Raw genomic sequence first — 20,630 nt, 5'->3', positions numbered from 1 at the left:
GTTATCGCCAATATTTGCAATCAACTTTTTTAATCTGAATATTGCGTTTTAAATCATATAATAATTACATTTATAAGTTTAATCAAATATGCAAAAATACATCTTTAAAAAGTATAGCGTACCCCTAGAAGTCCTTGAAGTGACTGCTTAATCTTATGCCCTTTCAAATAATGCGCTTCTGCATAAAATGTTAGTTTATCGTTGACAAAACTGTTTAAACCTATGCCTAATTTACCTGCATTCCCAGACAAGTCCATAATAAATTTATGCTGGTTATTAATTGTTGTATGATTATTACTTATATTCTCACGCAACCAAGCTGCCATAATATAAGCTGTTAAGGAAGTCTCAGCACCAAAAATAAACTCATGTCCTGCTGTTAATCCAACTTCACTACGGAATGAAGTTAAAGGATCTATATTACCTATCATTCCATTCGTAAGTTTGATTTTTTTGCCCTGAACCTGCAAACCTGTTAGTTGTATATAAGGCTGCATCCAAGTGCTTTGTGCTGGCTCAAAACGACAGCCTATTTCAAATGCTCCACCTATTGCTGACTGATTATAATCACTTTGAATGGCTAAACCATTCGTTGAAAGGGCTTTCAGATTATCCCGATAATAATTATATTTTAAAATTCCATCCATATACCATCCGCGATTATCAAAATAAGTTGCATAAGTTCCAATGCTATAACTGCTTACGTCGCTATCACCACCGCGTTTATGAACAATACGTGCTTTATCGTAACTACCAAAACCACCAACATACAGATCTCCATGGGTTAGTTCATTTAAATGATCCGCGCCAAGCGCTATACCTGTTTGCTCAAGTTTAAAATGCGTATGACCTGTAGCAACGCGTTCTCTGCTCTTGATCGCATAAGTCCATAAACCTGTATTTTTCCTATTTTGATCTAAAACTCCTCTTCCAGTACGTACAATGTCCAGCTCATTGTTAAAAATAAGTCCAGAAACTACCGCTGTAGAAAGTACGGCATCAACTGAAGGAGTCGTTGATGGTCCAATAGGAGCAAATGGACCTTCTGGATCAGGACCGGAAGGATCTGGTCCACCGATACGATCTGCGGACAAAAACCAAACTTTTCCATTTTCATCCTTTCTCTGTTTTAAACCATACATATATGTTCCACCATCGATCGCATTAATTTCTTCACCAGAAAGATCTGTTAAAGTAAAATAAGCTCCACCGCTCTGATCTGTAATTAAATCACGCTTATTTGAAAATGGATCTGTGATTTCAACTCCAGAGTCCGCGACACTGACTGTGTGCTTCCCTGTTCCTTTTTCAACAAAAAGATAATCGCCACGATTATGGGCAAGAGTGGTATTAAACTCGAAATGTAAACTCCCTGAAAGATTATTAACATGAAGTTGAGAATAATATGGATCAGAACCCGTAAACGCAAAAATAACACTCCCATTCCCACTTAATTTTTGAATGAAAGAGCTTTTTCCGTCAAACTCTTCGGTAATGGAATAGAGTTCTGTATCTTGTCCATTTAAAACAATATCTTCTGCGATAGTATAGTGTTGATCATTTCCAGCATAAAGATGAAGGTGCCCAGAATGATTTACAAGTGTTTTGCCTTCTAATGTTGCTCCTGCATGTACCCATGATTTTGCTTCATCATTCATTGTCAATTTTTTTACATATCCATCGGTATAGACTTCCTGAGTAGCCGTTTCACTTAAAACAACATTAATAGCTTTGCCTCCAGCTAAGACATGCTGTTCACCACCCCCAAAAACTTTAGTATCAAATGCAGAACCACCATTTTTTGCACTTTGAGCTTTTTTGGCAATCTCTTGTACGCCCCCATGCATAACTTCTGTGTCCCAAACACTTCCCCCATCATACACCTCTTGCCGCCCCCGTGCTTTGTCTTGTCCATAAATTACAGTATTAAAAGCACTGCTGCCTTTCGTTTGTCCTTCAACCTCCCCCTCTCCGAAAACAAGCTGCTTACCACCATAAATTTTTGTTCCCTCTACTTTTCCTCCATTCCCAATACTTTGCTGACCACCTTCCAAAACGACAGCGTTTTTTGAAATACCCTGTTTTCCTTTTGAAGCATAAATACTTTCCGTTCCACCATGTTCAATTTTGCTATTCTCACTGAGACCTCCTGCATAAACATAAATCTCTGCACCATCTCTCACTGTGTTATTGATAGAACGCCCTGGTTTATCTGTCTCACCATCATTTGAAAAGTAAGCTTTACCATTATTATCAAGTACATAGTTTTCCAGACTTGCTCCATCCTTAATAAAGATCAGTTCAGGGCTTTTACGCACTATAATATTATTTTCTTGCACATACTGTGCGGCATTACTCTTATTGTTGACATCTTCTCCCCATACTTTTTTTGTTAATATTTCAGCGCTTTTAACACTACTCAGTTTTTTAAAAGAGCCTGTTCCACCACTCATCTCTAACATAAAGTCATTTTTAGATGCTGTAATATTTATGCATCCTTTTGTCCTCACACCCCCATTATATTGGACATAAAATTCTTTTTCATTTTTACCATAGTTTGAAGACTGACAAAAAGGCCGCGCCTCACCCCCAGCTGCCGCTTGCCCAAAACAGCTACTAACCATGAATATCCAACAACTTAACTTCCACTTATATTGCATAGCTATATCCTTCCCCTTCACGTCTGAGTAGACATAAAACGTAATTAGCTCTGCAAAATATTTTTTCAACCTAAAATTGAAAGAATTATCTTTAACACATTATTAATATTACAAAAAACCGCTTTTATATTTCATTGGAATCCTTATTCACTGAAGAATATAAGACTGTGTACTTACAGTCTTTTTAAACGTTTTTTCAGAATTTTTTATCAAAGAGTAGAGAACAACCACACTTAAAAACTATAGCGCATACCTAAGGTCCCTTGAAGTAACTGTTTTACCTTGCGCCCTTTGACATAATGCGCTTCCGCATAAAGCTTTAATTTATCACTCACTAAACTGCTCAAACCAATTCCTAGTTTACCTGCATTTCCTGATAAATCGGTGGTAAATTTATGTTGTTTATTAATCGTCGTGTGGTTATCATTTTTATTCTCACGCAACCACGCCGCCGTAATGTACGCTATCGATGAAAAATCTAGATCAGAACCAAATTCATATCCTAAAGATAAACCAACCTCACTGCGCAATGACGTAAGGGGATTTATATTACCAATCATCTTATTCGAAAGGGTGATTTCTTTACCCTCAGCGCGCAACCATGTCAATTGTGCATAAGGCTGCATCCAACTGCTCTGGGCCATCTTCACACGATACCCTCCTTCAAAGGACGCTCCCATCGCCCATTGCTTATAATTCCCTTCAATATCTAAGCCATTGGTTGAAACTGCTTTCAGAGTATTTTGATAATGATTATATTTCAAAATACCGTCTAAATACCAACCACTCTGAGAAAAGTAGGTCGCATAAGCTCCAATGCCATAGGTATTTACGCTACTGGTACCACCTCGGGCATGGGCAACACGCCCTTGATCATAACTGCCAAACCCACCAAGATAAAAATCTCCATTTGTCAGCTCACTGAGAGCAGTGAGACCTAACACAACACCCGTCTGCTCGAGTTTAAAATCTAGATGGCCTGTAGAAACACTTTCTTTACTCTTGATCGCAGATGCCCATAGAACAGAACTTTTTTTACTTCTCTCTAGAATTCCTCGCCCCGCACGCACAGTTTGCAACTCGTTGTGAAAGACAAATTGAGGAGCCACAGACAGTGACAACACTGCATCCGTAGAGGGAGTGGTTAAAAAATCAGACTTTGACAACTCCTCACGTAATGATGAAGAAAATTGACTCGGACGAATGAAGAGTTCAACTACTTGATCTTGTAAAGATGGTACGGTTGAAGGAGTAAAAGGTCTTTTCCCCCGATCAGAATGCGATGGAATTTTATTCTTAGATGGAATATTATCAATAGGCGCAGCAGTTAAATACCAAACTTTTGCTTCTTCATTTTCACCATTTTTCTTTTTTAAGCTATATGTATAAGTTCCACCATCAACAGTTTCAATCTTTGCACCAGAAAATCTTTGTAGAGTAAAATGGGTCCCTCCACTTTGATCAACAATTAAATCAAGATTTGTTGAAACAGGATTAGCAATTTCAATACCAGAATCTACAACAGTTATTGTATGATTACCGCTACCATTCTTGATAAAGAGGTAATCACCATCTCCTTCTGCAAGGCTAACATTAAAATTAAAATGCATATTGCCCGAAAGGTCATCAACGTAAAGTCGAGAATAGTACACTTCAGATTCAACAGAAGTAAAAATGATTTTACCCATACCACTAAGTTTTTGAATAAACGATCTTTTCCCGTCAAATTCAGTTCCAATGGAATATAATCGAGCCTCTTCTCCATTTAAATGAATGTTTTCTGCTATAGTTTGATGATCGTCATCTCCAGCATAAAGATGGAATTGCCCAAAATCATTAACAATTGTTTTTCCGCTTAACATTGCACCGGAAAAAATCCACGACTTAGCTCCATCTTCTATTGTTAGATTTTTTACGAATCCACCAGCATGGACCTCTTGGACAGCATTGCTATGCAAAATAACAGTATCCGCTTTACCTCCCACTAAAACGCGTTGCATACCACCAGCAAAAACTTCAGTATTCAAAGCTAACCCACCATTCTTTAAGGAAAAATCATCATCATCTGGAAACCATAGAGCAATATTCTGTATCCCTCCACTCATAACTTTTGTTTCCCAAACGACTCCATCACCGTACACATTTTGTTGCCCAAGGACTTCACCTTGACCATAAATTTTAGTTTTATAAGCACTGCTCCCCACAATCCCACCATCTATATATCCCCCTCCAAAAACAAATTGTTTTCCCCCATGGATTTCAGTCTGTACCGCTATTCCCCCATCCTCTACCCTTTGTTGTCCAGCTATGTGAATAATAGAAAATTCTGCAATTCCTTGTTCTCTAACAATCTCAGTACCACCACTCTTAATTGTTGTATTCTTACTTAAACCACCTGCTTTAACATGAATTATTCCAGTATCCTGAACAGTATTGTTAATAGATTTTTTATAATGATCCATCTCTCCATCATCAGAAATATAAACGATACTACCATCGCTAATGAAACAGTTTTGTAAAATTAATTTATTTTTATCAGTATGAAAATTATTTGTAATCGCTAAGTACCAAATTTTTCCCCCTTCATCATTTTTTTGATTAAGACTATACATATATGCTCCAGCATCGATAACACTAATCTCTTCATCTAAAAAATCTACCAGAGTAAAATGAGCTCCACCACTTTGATCAGTAACTAAATTGAATTCATTAACAAAAGTATCCTTTTGTGGGGAGAAATTGGCAATTTCAATACCAGAATCGATAACACTTATTGTATGAGACCCCATCCCATTTTTTATAAAAAGATAATCACCACGTTGCTCGGCAAAATTGATATGAAACCTGAAATGTAAATTACCTGAAAGATCATTAATCTCAAGCTTAGAGTAATGAGGATTAAAAATATTAGAAGTAAAAATAACACTACCACTACCACTTAAATTCTCAACCAAAGAACTTTCACCGTCAATACTAGAAGCAATAGAGTATAATTTGGCATCTTTTCCATTTAAAATAATGTTTTCTACTTCCGTACGAGATCGATCAGCACCAGCATAAAGATAAATTCGTCCAGAATCATTAACTGTTGTTTTTCCCTCTAGTGTTGCACCATGATGTAGCCATGCTTTCGCTTGATCTTTAACTGTTAGATCTTTCGCATATCCACCCAATTCTATTTTCTGGATAGCTGTCCCGTGTAAAATAACCCCCATAGCCTCACCGCCCACGAGAACATTCTGTTCTCCACCAGAAAAAACTTCTGTATTGAATGCTGTGCCACCATAATCTTCTTCATTAAGATCATCTTCTCCATAAAGATTTTGTACTCCTCCTTCCATAATTTTTGTGTTAAAAACTACCCCACCATCATACACATTTTGGTATCCTAGCACTTCGTCTTGAGCAGAAATTATAGTACCCTCAGCACTGCTTCGTACCATCTCGCCTTTAATATCAACCTTTCCAGAAACAAACTGCTCACCACCGTAAATTTTAGCTTCTTCAACTTTTCCTCCATTTTCAACCTTTTGTTGCCCACCTTTACAAACATCCGTATCTTGTGAAATTCCTTGGCCGCTAATAATCTCAGCCCCCCTATTCTCAATTTTAGTATATAGACTATATCCCCCATTATAAACATAGAGTTTTCCACCATTCTTAACCGTATTACTAATTGATTCTTCGTAACTACCGATATTACTATCTTTCTCAGTATCATTAACAGAGTTAGGATTACCAACAGAAACAACCTTCCCCTTATCAATTGTAAAATCTGTTAGGATATAATCACTGGATGAAGTATCTGATGGTTTCACATAAGAAACTGGAAAAATCGTCTCATCAAAGGTGTATCTTGCATCTAAATACCAAATTTTTCCGTTTTTCTTATTCTTTCTATGTTTCAAGCGATACATATAGGTCCCAACATCAAACGCATTTATTTTTTCACCAAAAACATTTGTCAAAGTAAAATGCGCTCCTCCACTGCGATCAGAAATTAATTTAAGTTTTTTGCGAAAAAAATTTGTAATTTCAACGCCTGAATCGATAACACTTATTGTATGATGACCTGCACCACTGTTTTTAATGAGAAGATAATCACCACGCTTCTCGGAAAAGCTGACATTAAAATCAAAATGTAAATTACCGGATAAATTATCAACATGAAGCTCAGAATATTGCTGATCATCCCCTATAGAAGTGAAAATCACTCTGCCACTACCACTTAAATTCTTAATATTCGTCTGTTTTTTTCCGTTATTTCCAACAGCAATAGAATACAACCTGACATCTTCTCCATCTAAAATAAGATTTTCTATTTCAGTAACAGCCCCACCATCACCTGCATAAATATGGAGGCTTCCAAAATCATTAACTTTTGTTTCTTTATCTAATATTGCTCCAGCATGTAACCATGATTTTGCTTGATCATTAATTGTCAAAGTATCCACATATCCAGTATTGTATATCTCTTGGGTAGCATTATCGTATAAAGTCACACCACTCGCCATCCCTCCCGGTAGGATGTTTTGTATACCATTCTTAAAGATCTCTGTATTAAGTGCAGAAGCACCTTCAATTAATGAAAATTTATCATTTTCTGCATCAACATTTTCTGTATATTCATTATTAAAACTCTCTGTACCATTCAGATTTTGTACACCACCTCTCATAATCTTTGTATTAACAGCTTGCCCATCACTGTATACATTCTGATATCCTAATCTTCCGTTTTGACCATAAATCACTGTGTCATAAGCAGTACTACTGATTGGATCTTTACTTATATCATACCTCTCAAAAACAGGATCATGTTTTCCAAAAACAACCTGTTCACCACCGTAGATTTTGGCACCCTCTGCAGATGCACCATTCCCAACAATTTGCTTTCCACCTTTTTTAATAATGGCATATTCTGAAATGCTCAAATTTTTGACAAACTCAATATCCCCATTCTCAATTGTCGTATCTCTACTAACACTCGCTTCATTAATATGGAGCCTCCCACCATTCCGAACCGTGTTATTGATAGAATAGCCTGCATTTTTATAATTAAAACTCTTAACCTTTTTACCAGAACTCTCAAGGCTATAATCTGTAATATAAATATCAGTATTCCCATAAATTATTGAATTGGTGAGCGCTTTAAAGGAGAAACTTTTTATTCCTCTTCTCTCTTCTTCTGGAAGTCCACTTATTTCTGCTATCTGTTTATTTGGTACTCTTTCCGATTTGCCACTTTTTTCCTTTAATCCTATTATTTTTGGTATAAAATTTCCCACTTCTTTTAGTTTTTTATTCACTTCTGCTGGCATTAATGGACTACCTTTTGAGGTAAACACCTCATCTGCAATTGCAACTTTTACAATAAAACTACTCGTCATTAATACCCCAAAACTCAGTTTTAATTTTCGCTGCATTCTATACACTCCATAATCTCAATAAAAAAATCCGCATATTTCAAAAAAGTGCACAGAAAAAACAGGATGCCCCACTTTCTCAACCTGATATTTTTCAAGATGACAAATCATCATATACAAAGCATTCAATGTACTAAGCGCTAACTAATCAAACGCTATAATGTGTGCCTTAACACACAACCAAAGAATGAAAATAATTTTTAATACACTTAAAAAGTGTTTGAATTGTATCCATAAAAAAAATTTTGAAATCATCAATATCAATCTAAAAAATAAGATTATTTCTTAAAGAGACTAAAATAATGCCTGTATTTTAAAGGCAATCGCAATACGACCTTAACAGGAATACATTTGTTGTTTATGGAAATATGTTTCCATCTTCTTTTTTCTTTAAAAGGATGCTCTTATTGCATTCAATTTGGATAAACCTACAAATAAAATCATTCCCTTACATCATACCATAATCATTGTTCTAATAAATGAGAAGCGTAATAATACTAGATTGAATCTGATTCGATTTCTTTATAGTGAGTAAGAAATTAGTTTCATAATTTATTTGTCATATATTAAAAGGGACATTCTATTCATGTCTATAAACTCAGAAATACAAGATATAAGCAAAAAAAACTCTACTCTTCATATTTTGTTTGCAAGCCTTATTGGTCCAACAATTGAATTTTTTGATTTTTATGTCTTTGCAACTGCTGCGGCTCTTATATTTCCTCATGTATTTTTCCCAACACAAAATGATCAACTTGCAATTTTGCAATCTTTTCTAATCTTTGGAGCAGCTTTTTTTTCCCGCCCCTTCGGATCTATTGTTTTTGGACATTTTGGAGATAAAATAGGAAGAAAAGCAACGCTTATTGCCGCTCTTCTTACAATGGGTCTGTCAACAGTCATTATTGGTTTTCTCCCTACTTATGAAACAGCCGGATGGTGGGCACCTTTCTTCTTAACTCTATGCCGCATTGGACAAGGTATGGGATTAGGAGGTGAATGGGGAGGAGCCGTTCTGCTCGCAACAGAAAATGCGCCTCCAGAAAAACGTGGCTGGTATGCAATGTTTCCGCAATTAGGTGTTCCGTTGGGCTTGTTCTTATCTGTTGTTGTCTATTTAGGTCTGTTGCATTTTTTTGATCATAATGAGCTTGTAGCATGGGGATGGCGTATTCCTTTTATCGGTTCAGTTGTTCTTATGATCATAGGATTATGGGTTCGTCTTTCCATTAACGAAACCCCAGCATTCAAAAAAACTCTTGAACGTAAAGAGCGTGTTAAAGCTCCCATAATAGATGTTTTTTTTAAATATCCACGGGTTCTCTTTCTTGGTACATTTTGTGGTATGGCAACATTTGTTCTCTTTTATTTGGTGAGCGCCTATTTGTTAAGCTATACAACAAACTATTTGCAATTGTCATTTTATCAGGCTCTTCAAGTAGAAATCGTCGGTGCTATTTTCTGTGGTATTTTTACTGTTCTGACTGGAATACTCGCTGATCGTATTAAACGTAGAACTTTGATGATATGGATCACTATAATTACTGGATTCTATTCTTTTGCAATTCCTTATTTTTTAAGCTCTGGAATTATAGGGGTTTTTGTAATGTCTATTATTGGTTTATCAATCATGGGAATGATATACAGTCCTCTTGGTGCTGTTTTAGCTTCACCATACCCAACAGAAATTCGGTACACAGGTGCTTCTGTAACTTTTAATTTATCCGGCATTATTGGAGGATCTCTCGCTCCTTATATTGCAGAATACTTGGTGCAACATTTTGATGTTTCTTATGTTGGTTATTACTTATTTCTTGCCTCATTTATCTCATTGCTTTGTTTCGTTGGATTTAAAGATGATGAAATATCCAATTAAAACAGAGTAAAGAGTAATAAGATAAGCGCTGGTGGTAAAAATGCCGCCAGCTTTATTTTTAAAGGCATTGGTTGTGGTAATCTCCACCACAATATCACAGCAAACAGTGCACTCAAAAAAAAGAATAAGATATCGGCAATATTGCCAACATAAGCGACAGAAAATATTCCCGACAGAATATGCGTCGTTCCTAACCATGAAACGCAAAAAAAAGCCAACATAACAGCCCATAGAACAATTAAGATGCGATCAATAATCACCACCATACCGCTTAACCTTTTTGATTGTAATCCATATCTTTAGTGCGGCCAAAAGATAAAACTATAATAAAGAGTCCTAGATTCATCATCCCCTCAATCAAAAAAATAAAAATGACAGAGGTTTCACACATCAACTTTCTTTTCCCAACAGCGGTCTTCAGTCTGCTGCCAGTAAGTTAACTTATGATTTTCCATTTTATATTTTTTCCACTGTGCACGAGCAATATCCAACTGATGATCGTTTTGACCATCAAAGATCACGACAAGCCGTTGATAAACATCAATATCCGAGCAAACTGCTCCCTCTATAAGAAAACGTATCTTTGAATCATTCGGATTTTCCTGCCCCGTGGTAAGGAATACAGGCTGAAAGCTTGCATATTGATCACACTCAGTTCCATGTCCAATAAATGCTTCACTAGCATAAACCCATAAACGCACATCTATAGCATCACGTTGCTCTTTACTCACACATTGTATTGTTACTTTACCAAAACGAGACTGTGCACGTTCTACAAGTGTTGGCAAAATATCTTCCAGCGTTGACTGCGTCAAATGATAAAACAGAATATCCACTCTCTCAAGCCTCATCACTCTTTATAAAAATCAATATCTTTTTAAAGGAGATTTGATCATCTCCGATACAAAAAATGGTAAAAACACAAGAATTTCTCTTTTTCTCATTATATATATTGGCTTTTTTTATTTTTACTAAAGCTAGAAAAAAGACCTCTCGTCATTTTCTAAGTTCATAAAAAACTATTTGAGCTCGTTTTTTAGCTTCTCTATAGACTCTCGTCGAAAATAAAATATATGATAGAGTCAATTAAAGTGAGCAAAACTCTACACTCTTTATTCGTAAATATGTGCAATAGATATAAAAATATTTTTAAAGTTTGATTATATTTTTAATTCAAGGCAGTGTAGAATGCCTACTTTTTAGATAAAGACTGAGGATGTTATCCAATCTATGCGTATTATTGAGTTCTACATCCTGAAACGTGTTATGATCCTGTTTAGTGCCGTCATGATTGCAGCAATCAGTATCAGTTGGACAGTACAAATTCTCGCAAGGATAAACTTTCTCACGACAAGCAGACAAACGCTCCTAACAGTTTTGCAGTTTTCACTCTCATTGATTCCTTCTGTTGTTTTTCTTGTCATTCCATTTGCATTAGTCATTGCAATTACGATCACTCTTTCAGCAATGAATAAAGACTCTGAACTCGCAATCATTAACGCTTCGGGATTTCCCAAAAGCACTGTTTGGAAACCAATTCTTCTCCTCGCTATTTTTGCCTCCTGTGCTTCCTTTTCTATCGCTAATTTTGTTGTTCCTCAAGCACGTTTGAACATGCGACAAATGTTAGCGAGTGCTCATTTTGATCTCATTAACCTTTTCATTAGTGAAGGCAGCTTCCAAAAACTCGCGAATAATCTTTACATAGAAATTGGTGAACGCGATTCAAATGGAACGCTTAACCGCCTTTTCATTGCGGATCAACGTGATCCTAAGACTGATCTTTTTTATTATGCAACAAATGCCTCAACTGTAAGCAATAAAAATGGCAATTTTTTAGTCCTCAATAACGGTGAAATAGAAAGGATAAATCATCAAAATGACAGTATTTCAATCGTTCAATTCAGCTCATATACTTTTAACCTAAGTGAATTTATCCCCAACGATAAAACACCCACACTTTATCCCAAAGACCGTCCACTTTCTTATTTACTAACCCCTGATCCAAAGGATCCCTACTATCAGCGAAAGCCTCTCCACTATAAAGCTGAGTTTCATCGTAGAATCACAGAATGGCTCTATCCAATTGTTTTTTCATTAATTGCATTAGTAACCGCTGGAAATACACGTTCACATAGACAAGCAGGAAACTCTGCAAACTTTTCTGCACTTGCCTTCTCTTTGCTGGTGTATTGGATAGGATATTTTTTCGCTGAAAAAGCAAAGAATGATCTCGCATATATTCCTCTCCTTTATATTATCCCCATAGGTGTGGGTATGACTATTTTTTTCATTCTCTTAACAAATCATCAAATTGGGATCCCAACAAAACTTAATGAGATTATCCAAACAGCTTTTCAAAAATTGGTCAGTAAATTTAAACAGCGGAAATCTCAATATCCCTCGGATGAAGTCTCATGATTGGTAGGACGCTTGGACGATATTTTTTTATACGTTATTTTAAAATAACCTGTTATTTTTTTGGAGGGATTTTTATTCTTGCTCTTTTGATCGATTTCACAGAAAATTCTGGCCGGCTATCCAGCCTTTCACATTATACGGCAAAAGACGCCTTTTTAATCTCTGTTTTACGCATCCCTTTTATCATGCAACAACTTATTCCCTTTATTGCCCTGTTTTCTGCAATGGTAATGCTGATCTCACTTAATCGAAAACTTGAACTTGTTGTCACGCGCTCAATTGGTGTTTCTGCCTGGCAATTTCTTATGCCCGCTTGTTTGGGAGCTTTTCTTTTTGGATTATTTTCAATTTTTCTTATGAATCCGCTTGCCGCATGGGGGTTTTCTCAAGCAGAAAAAATGATGACTGAATGGCGTAGTAATAATGTACTAAAATCTTTTCATGATACGCCTATCCTATGGTTAACACAACGTACACCTTCAGGTAGAACAACTATTGGTGCTAAATCTATTACCGATCAAGGACTTTCTCTTATTGATGCAATCTTTGTAGAATATAACGATGATACAACAGTCAAAAATTGGATTAATGCGAGAAAGGCAACATTGACAGATGGAGTTTGGCTTTTAACAAAGGGAACAATCTATAAAATAGGGCATCCTCCTGAAAAGTTTAATACGCTTCAAATAAAAACAAATCTAAAACCTGAGTTTTTAACTGAACGTTTAGTAAATCCAGCAACTATTCCATTTTACCAATTGCCAAAAAAATTATGATTGCACGTTCATTTGGCTATTCTGCCAATAAGTTTGATATGTATTTACAATCTTTGATTGCATTACCTGCACTCCTTGTAGCAATGACGTTCATTGCAGCAACTGTCTCTTTAAACTTTAATCGTTTTGGACAGTCTGGAACATTAATTCTTGGTGGCGTAATAGCGGGCTTCATGCTTTATGTTATTTCCGTACTCGTTCAGGCTTTTGGGAATGCTGGATATATTCCACCCGTTATTGCTGCTTGGACACCCGTCGTTATTGCATTATTTTTGGGAATCTCGTTTCTCCTTCATAAAGAGGATGGCTAAGTGAAAGCACTAATAAGTAAGAGAGCGATTTTAAGAAAATTAAGTACACTGGTTTTTAAAAGCGTTATTGCTTTTATTTTAGCTGTCGCTCTATCCTGTTCCGTATACGCTAAAACCCTTCCTTCTTCTATTCAAAATCGTATCCAAAATCCTGTAAATCCTCTTTCACTCTCTGCAGATGAACTCATTTACAACCGTGATGATAATACTGTCTCTGCACAAGGCAATGTTCAAATCGAATATGATGACAATAAAGTTTTTGCCAAAAAAGTTATCTATAATCAAAAAACAGGGCGAATTATCGCGCAAGGAAATGTCGAAATTGTTCAAAAAGATGGTAACAAAATTTATTCCAATCAAATTGATATGACCAAAGATTTTGGCGAAGGATTCGTAAATGCCTTACGCATTGATACGGCCAACAATATTCATTTTGCAGCGGTAAGTGCAAAACGAACTAACAGTGGAATTACAATTTTCAACAATGCCTCCTATACAGCCTGTGAACCTTGCTCCTATAAACCAGAGAGAGAAGTGTTATGGAAAATTAAAGCAAGAAAAATTATATGGAATAACCTTACAAAAAAAATTCGATTTGAAAATAGTCGTTTTGAAGTTTTTGGTATACCGATTCTAAAGTTTCCAACTTTTGAAATTCATGATCCAACTGTGAAGCGTGCAAGCGGTCTTCTTACACCTCATTTTTTTTATTCTGATTATCTCGGCATGGGAATAAAAAATTCTTATTTTTGGAATCTCGCTCCTCATTATGATTTTACACTTTCTTCTACTCTCTATACCCAACAAGGACTTTTAACTGAAGGGGAATGGCGTCAACGATTTAAAACAGGCAATTACAACGTTCGCTTTGCTCATATCTATCAAATGAAACCACAAAGTTTTGACCGTGATACGATTGATGCACAGCATAAAAATCGTTATATGCTCGCAACAAAAGGTGATTTTCGACTTAATTCCCACTGGACTTATGGATGGGATGTTCTCGCACAGTCTGATCGACATTTTAGCCGTGCCTATAAACTTGAAAACTATGATAATCCTATACAAATTTCTCAGCTTTATTTGAATGGTCTTGCAGGAAAAAATTATTTTGATATGCGTTTTTACCATTTTAAAGTTCAAGATTTGAACTTAAATAATTCCACTTATGAACGCCACTCTCAGCAAGCGTGGGTCCTCCCCCGTATTGATTATTTTTTTACGCCAAATGAATCAATTTATACTGGAAAACTTACCTTCCATAGCAATCTACAATCTCTCTATCGTCGTCATACTGACTTTAGTGCTACTGACTGGAACGGAAATCCTCTCAACACTGCTAGACTTTCTGGTATAGCGGGAAATAGTTTTCGTTTAACAAATGAACTGGAGTGGAAAAAGCGCTTCAACACAGGCAATGGGCTTATATTCTCCCCTCTTCTCTCTTTACGTGCTGATATCATTACAACAAATACACATGAAAACGATACGACTCTTATAACAAATGACACCCCCTCAACTCTTCGTAATACAGCATTTCGTGGCATGGCAACTGCTGGTCTAGAATTACGTTATCCCTTCCTCCTTACGTTGGGCAATTCTAAGCATATTATAGAACCAACCGCACAAATTTTTATACGCAATGATGAAAAATATATCGGACAAATCCCTAATGAAGATGCGCAAAGTTTTATCTTTGATGCAACCACCCTCTTTCAACGCGATAAGTTCTCTGGTTATGACCGTGTAGAAGGTGGGACAAGAGCCAATATAGGTTTTAGATATTCTGGAAGTTTTGATAATAGTTGGTCTCTTTATGGTCTTTTTGGACAGTCCTTTCATTTGGCAGGAAAAAATTCTTTTGCAAAAAAGGATTTTGTTAATGTTGGTATTCATTCCAGTCTCGAAGTGGCACGTTCAGATTATGTTGCAATGCTTGGTGCAAACCATAAGAGTGGTTTTGCCCTAGAAGCTCGTGGACGTTTTGATAAAAAAACTGGAAAAATCCGCCGTAGTGAAATTGAAGCATCACAGAAATGGCAAAATTTGGCGGTGGCTATACAGTATGCCTATATTGCTAGCCAACCAGATTATGAATATCCACAAGAGCGACAAGAAATTTCTTTTCAAACTGGTATGAAACTGGCTAACTATTGGTTTATTAATAGCAATGCCGGTTATGACTTGGTATCTGGCACATTCGTAAAACGAGGAATCAGCTTAAACTACACAGATGAATGTTTTGGGCTAACATTCGGTTATCAGCAAATAAACACTCCAAGAAAGAAAACACCTTTGCGAAACTTTAATTTTTCTCTTTCATTACGGACAATTGCGGATATTGGAAAAAAGGCAAAATTAGATTTATAAAGAGAATGTATAAGCAATTTAACTTATTATTGTTTTTATGAAAAAAAACGTATATTTTAAGTAGTTGATGAAAATTAATAAATAACGCGAAGGCCTATTTACATGAATAAATTGAAAAAGCGTATTCTTGCTTTACTTTGTATTGCATCTTTGAGCGCAAGCAACATGCTGATAAGGGGATTTTTAATTTCACCGGTTTTCGCACAGACTGTCATTGTTGTCACAGTCAACGGTAGTCCTATCACAAACTACGATATTCAAAGACGTGCTGCTTTTCTCAGACTCCAACAAAAACAAGGTAATCTTCTTGCACAGGCTAAAACTGATCTTATCAATGAAACTCTCAAAAATATCGAAATAAAGCGCAGAAATATTGAGGTAAGTAATGATGAGGTTGACAGTGCTTTTGAAAATTTTGCAACGCAAAATAATATGACCATTGAACAGCTCGACCAAATTCTGATTCAAAACGATATCACAGTGCAACACTTTAAAGATTACATCCGTGGACAAATAGGATGGGGGCGTCTTGTTAATGCACGCTATCAAGCCGAAACAAGTATGGTTACAGAACAAGAAGCTGTCCGCAGAATATTAAAAAATGGTGGAGTTAAACCTTCAACCAATGAATATACACTCCAGCGAATTGTTTTTGTTATTCCTGCACACCTTCGTTCAGAAATCTTTGCAAAACGTCAAAGAGAAGCAAACAATTTTCGCGCACATTTTCGGGGATGTGCTAATGCACGAAATCAAGCGAGAAGCATTTTAGATGTTACTATCCGTCACTTGGGAAAATTTCTTGAACCCCAACTTCCCAGTGCATGGGAGCAGGCCATCCTTGCAACACCTGCTGGAAAAATGACAAAATTCCAAGAAACATCTGATGGAATTGAAGCGGTTGCTGTCTGCAAAATCAAAAGAGTTTCTGATGATTACGTGGCTCGGCTGATATTTTCCATTCAAGATAATAAACAAAAGAGCCCACAAAAACTTGAGAAATTAAGCGAAAAATATTTAGAAGAATTGCGGAAGTCAGCACGTATTCAAAACTCATAATGGCTGCACTTATTGTTAGTAGTGGTGACCCTTCTGGTATTGGTCCTGAAATAGCACTAAAAGCTTGGAATTTACGTGTTACGCGTCAAATTCCGCCTTTTGTTCTTCTCGCTGATCCAGATGTCATTCGTGCGCGTGCTCATTTTTTACGAATTAATGTTGAAGTAGAATCTGTTTCTATAGATAATCCTGTAAAAAATTTTCAAGCCGCTCTTCCTGTAATACCACTAGAAAATCGACAAAGTGATCAACTAGGCTTACCTTCACCAAAGAATGCTGCTGGAATAATTGAAGCGATTAAACGTAGCGTTCAATTGATCCAAAGTGGCTATGCATGTGCACTTGTTACTTGTCCTATTGCAAAAAAAAACCTTTACGATGCTGGATTTGAATTTCCAGGTCATACAGAGTTTTTAGCCGATTTGGCTTATCAAAACTCGCATAAATGTTATCATCCGGTTATGATGTTATCAGGATCTCGATTAAAGACAGTTCCCATTACTGTTCATATTCCATTCAAAAAAGTTCCTTCATACCTTACGCGCGAGCTCATCATTCAAACGGCACTTATTACTGAACGTGACTTAAGAACACGCTTTAAAATAACTTCACCCCGTCTTGCTGTTGCTGGACTTAATCCTCATGCGGGAGAAAAAGGTACAATGGGAAAAGAAGAGATTGCAATTATTATCCCCGCTATTGAATATCTTAAAAAGAAAGGACTCAATGTTATAGGTCCATTACCTGCCGATACGATGTTCCATAAATCTGCAAGAAAGAGATATGATGTTGCTCTTTGTATGTATCATGATCAAGCTCTTATTCCTGTTAAGACACTGGACTTTGATACCACCGTCAACATCACTTTAGGACTACCTTTTATTCGTACTTCTCCAGATCACGGAACTGCTTTTGATATTGCCGATAAAGGAATTGCCTCTCCTGAAAGCTTTATTTCTGCTCTTAAACTTGCAAATCAACTTGCGGACAGTAATTTTCATGCAAATAGATAATCTTCCTCCTCTGCGTGAGGTTATTAATATGTACGGATTGCAAGCTCATAAATCCTTGGGGCAAAATTTCCTTTTTGATCTTAATCTCACATCTAAAATTGCGCATCAAGCAGGAAATCTTGAAGGAAAACCTGTTATTGAAGTCGGCCCTGGTCCTGGTGGTTTGACACGTGCTTTGCTTGCAAAGGGTGCTATGGTAACAGCTATAGAGCGCGATGAGCGCTGTATACCTGCTCTCTTAGAGCTAGAAAAACATTATCCGCAAAAACTAAAACTGATTTGTAATGATGCGCTGAAGCAAGATTTTTCAAAACTCTTTGAAAAATCTTTAGAAAAACCACGCATTATTGCCAATCTTCCCTATAATATTGGAACACAACTCTTATTAAATTGGCTGTTGGCTGAACCGTGGCCTCCTTTTTATGAATCAATGACATTAATGTTTCAACGAGAAGTAGCAAAACGTATTACAGCAACACCTCAATCCACACATTATGGACGTCTTAGTGTCTTAACTGGCTGGCGTACCATTGCTAAAATTGCTTTTGATGTACCTCCTCAGGCCTTTATACCAGCCCCTAAAATAATTTCTTCGGTTGTTCATATCATTCCACGAACAGAACCTCTTTGCTGCTCTACGAAAAATCTAAGCTTTATTACAAAAATTGCTTTTGGACAAAAACGAAAAATGCTTCGTCAAAATCTTAAACCAGTTGGAGGAGAAATGCTTCTAGGAAAAGCCGGAATTGATGGGACACGCCGCGCTGAAACACTTTCAATTTCTGAATTTATCACTTTAGCTAATTTATTGATCTAAAAAGCATAACTTTATTATCCGTTTTTGCTGTTGTACAAACAATAATATTCATTTGTTTATTTATCACTTTTTAAAATAACAAAATATTAATTAACCTCTTCAGTAATAAGCCCACCAATAAAAGATTCTAGAAAAGAATTTCTCTCACGTTTTGCTGTTTCGGCTAAATAAATCGCTTTAATAAGCGACATGGATTGATTTAAATCCTCATTGATAACAACATAATCATAAGAACGCCAATGTTGCATTTCCGTTCGTGCATTCTTCAATCGTAAATTAATGACATCTTGACTGTCTTCTGCTCGACGATGCAAACGCGAAATAAGCTCTTTCATTGATGGAGGAAGAATAAAAACAGAGACAGTATCCCCTAGCATTTTTTTTTGAAGCTGTTCTGTACCTTGATAATCAATATCGAATAACATATCGCGTCCAGCTTTTAACACATTTTCAACACTTTCACGTAACGTTCCGTAATAATTTCCATGAACTTCTGCCCATTCAATAAACTCATCATTATCGCGTTTTCGTTCAAACTCTTTCTTTGAAATAAAATGATAATGAAGGCCGTCTACCTCACTGGGACGCCTTTGCCGTGTTGTCATACTGACAGAAAGCTCTAATTGTCCCTCTTTCAAGAGTAACCGAGAAAGCGTTGATTTACCTGCTCCCGAAGGTGAAGAGAGAATAAATAAAAAACCACGACGCTGTTCTTTTTTTTAGTACCTAACTCATCCTCAAAGAATGTCATCATACTGCTCTGCTTTTTTACTTTCCTACAAACTTCAAGAATACATTTTCTACAGTCTCAAAAAACTAATGCGTTGTCTTTAATGCACGCCACTTGCGAACATTCTCATTATGTTCCTCTAAAGTTCTAGAAAAAACATGCCCTCCCGAACCATCAGCTACGAAATAGAGCACATCACTGCTTGGCGAATGTGCCACCGCTTGCAACGAGTCCTTCCCTGGATTTGCAATAGCCGTTGGGGGCAAACCATTAATTTTATAAGTATTATAGGGTGTTTTCTTTTCAAGATCTGAACGATAAATGGCACGACCAGATGGTATTCCTCTTCCACCAAAGAGACCATAAATAACTGTCGGATCAGACTGAAGACGCATATGTTTTGCAAGACGGTTATAAAACACCGCAGCAACTTTCGATCTCTCTGCTGCAATTCCTGTTTCCTTCTCAACAATCGAGGCCAATATAACAAATTCCTCAATGGATTTGATTGGTAAATCAGGTGAGCGCGTAGCCCATATAGCATGGATTAATTTTGTCTGTCCTTCACGCAATCTGTTAATAATTTCTTTACGCGTTGTTCCACGAATAAAACGAACTGTATCCGTCATTAAACTGCCTTCTGGAGGTAAAACTTTCGGCAGATCCCCAATTAAAATGTCATTAGCGGCTAATCGATCAAAGACTTGTTGAACAGTCAACCCCTCTGGTACTGTAAAGGTATATTCAATAGATTTGCCTTTCACGAGAATATCCATAATATCCCGCATCGAAGCATGCGCTGGAATTAAATATTCACCTGCTTTAAGATGTGTTGTTTTTTGATGGTATCCAACCCCATAAACAAAAACGTCAGCTGACCGAATAAGACCACGCTTTTCAAGTAGCGAAGCAATTTTACGAATCCCTGTTCCAGGAGAGATAAGAACAACCTGTTCTTCTTCTGTCACACCTTTTCCCTCAAAAATACTTTTTCCAATATAAAGAGGAATACTTATGGCTAAAATAATAACCATCATGAGCATTAAAAAAAAGTGACCAAGAATGACCAAGGGATTCCTTACGATAGATGACTTCTTTTGTTTCTTATGTGCTAACATATCATTCTCTGTGAGATGACCTGTAGAAGAATCATTCACATCCTTTCATGATTTTC

Annotated in this window: 11 protein-coding genes and 2 pseudogenes; 7 read left to right on the top strand and 6 right to left on the bottom strand. The window is 36.5% G+C overall.

Features of this window, described 5'->3' with window-relative positions:
* Positions 1-104: 104 nt before the first annotated feature.
* A complete protein-coding gene (gene bafA / locus NMK50_RS04335; protein ID WP_254771001.1) occupies positions 105-2,660 on the bottom strand; it encodes a BafA family autotransporter in 2,556 nt (851 codons plus the stop codon).
* 233 nt (positions 2,661-2,893) lie between these two features.
* Positions 2,894-8,083 carry a BafA family autotransporter gene (gene bafA, locus NMK50_RS04330; protein ID WP_254771000.1) on the bottom strand — a complete coding sequence of 1,730 codons (5,190 nt, stop codon included), beginning with the start codon at positions 8,081-8,083 and terminating at the stop codon, positions 2,894-2,896.
* A gap of 586 nt (positions 8,084-8,669) precedes the next feature.
* Between bafA (NMK50_RS04330) and NMK50_RS04325 the strand changes: the two genes are divergently transcribed.
* Positions 8,670-9,959: an MFS transporter gene (locus NMK50_RS04325; protein WP_254770999.1), complete on the top strand. Its 1,290-nt coding sequence runs from the start codon at positions 8,670-8,672 to the stop codon at positions 9,957-9,959.
* On the opposite strand, the gene NMK50_RS04320 is transcribed toward NMK50_RS04325, so the two are convergent.
* Together NMK50_RS04320 and NMK50_RS04315 are read right to left on the bottom strand one after the other, a co-directional pair.
* The gene (locus NMK50_RS04320) at positions 9,956-10,225 is read right to left on the bottom strand and encodes a hypothetical protein (protein WP_254770998.1); all 270 of its coding nucleotides are present in this window, start codon (positions 10,223-10,225) and stop codon (positions 9,956-9,958) included. The genes NMK50_RS04325 and NMK50_RS04320 overlap by 4 nt on opposite strands.
* A gap of 117 nt (positions 10,226-10,342) precedes the next feature.
* The gene (locus tag NMK50_RS04315) at positions 10,343-10,795 is read right to left on the bottom strand and encodes a DNA polymerase III subunit chi (RefSeq protein ID WP_254770997.1); all 453 of its coding nucleotides are present in this window, start codon (positions 10,793-10,795) and stop codon (positions 10,343-10,345) included.
* Positions 10,796-11,189: 394 nt separating this feature from the next.
* On the opposite strand from NMK50_RS04315, the gene lptF reads away from it, so the two are divergent.
* The 6 genes and pseudogenes from lptF to rsmA all read left to right on the top strand — a co-directional run bounded on the left by lptF (position 11,190) and on the right by rsmA (position 18,726).
* Complete coding sequence (lptF, locus tag NMK50_RS04310; protein WP_254770996.1) at positions 11,190-12,380, top strand: LPS export ABC transporter permease LptF; 1,191 nt, start codon at positions 11,190-11,192, stop codon at positions 12,378-12,380.
* A pseudogene (lptG, locus tag NMK50_RS04305) lies at positions 12,377-13,467 on the top strand (LPS export ABC transporter permease LptG). The gene lptF and the pseudogene lptG overlap by 4 nt, the downstream one beginning before the upstream one ends.
* On the top strand, positions 13,468-15,837 hold the full coding sequence (locus NMK50_RS04300) for an LPS-assembly protein LptD (protein ID WP_254770995.1): 2,370 nt from the start codon (positions 13,468-13,470) through the stop codon (positions 15,835-15,837).
* 102 nt (positions 15,838-15,939) lie between these two features.
* On the top strand, positions 15,940-16,896 hold the full coding sequence (locus NMK50_RS04295; RefSeq protein WP_254770994.1) for a SurA N-terminal domain-containing protein: 957 nt from the start codon (positions 15,940-15,942) through the stop codon (positions 16,894-16,896).
* A complete protein-coding gene (pdxA, locus tag NMK50_RS04290) occupies positions 16,896-17,909 on the top strand; it encodes a 4-hydroxythreonine-4-phosphate dehydrogenase PdxA (RefSeq protein WP_254770993.1) in 1,014 nt (337 codons plus the stop codon). The genes NMK50_RS04295 and pdxA overlap by 1 nt, the downstream gene beginning before the upstream one ends.
* Positions 17,896-18,726: a 16S rRNA (adenine(1518)-N(6)/adenine(1519)-N(6))-dimethyltransferase RsmA gene (gene rsmA / locus NMK50_RS04285; protein ID WP_254770992.1), complete on the top strand. Its 831-nt coding sequence runs from the start codon at positions 17,896-17,898 to the stop codon at positions 18,724-18,726. The genes pdxA and rsmA overlap by 14 nt, the downstream gene beginning before the upstream one ends.
* A gap of 86 nt (positions 18,727-18,812) precedes the next feature.
* On the opposite strand, the pseudogene gmk reads toward rsmA, so the two are convergent.
* Together gmk and mltG are read right to left on the bottom strand one after the other, a co-directional pair.
* A pseudogene (gene gmk, locus NMK50_RS04280) lies at positions 18,813-19,477 on the bottom strand (guanylate kinase).
* A 65-nt stretch (positions 19,478-19,542) separates the two neighbouring features.
* On the bottom strand, positions 19,543-20,613 hold the full coding sequence (mltG, locus tag NMK50_RS04275; protein ID WP_254770991.1) for an endolytic transglycosylase MltG: 1,071 nt from the start codon (positions 20,611-20,613) through the stop codon (positions 19,543-19,545).
* Between the last annotated feature and the right edge of the window lie 17 nt (positions 20,614-20,630).

Origin of the sequence: Bartonella harrusi, assembly GCF_024297065.1 — a bacterium.
Taxonomy (GTDB): Bacteria; Pseudomonadota; Alphaproteobacteria; order Rhizobiales; family Rhizobiaceae; genus Bartonella; species Bartonella harrusi.
This window is presented reverse-complemented; position numbering and strand designations above follow the sequence as displayed.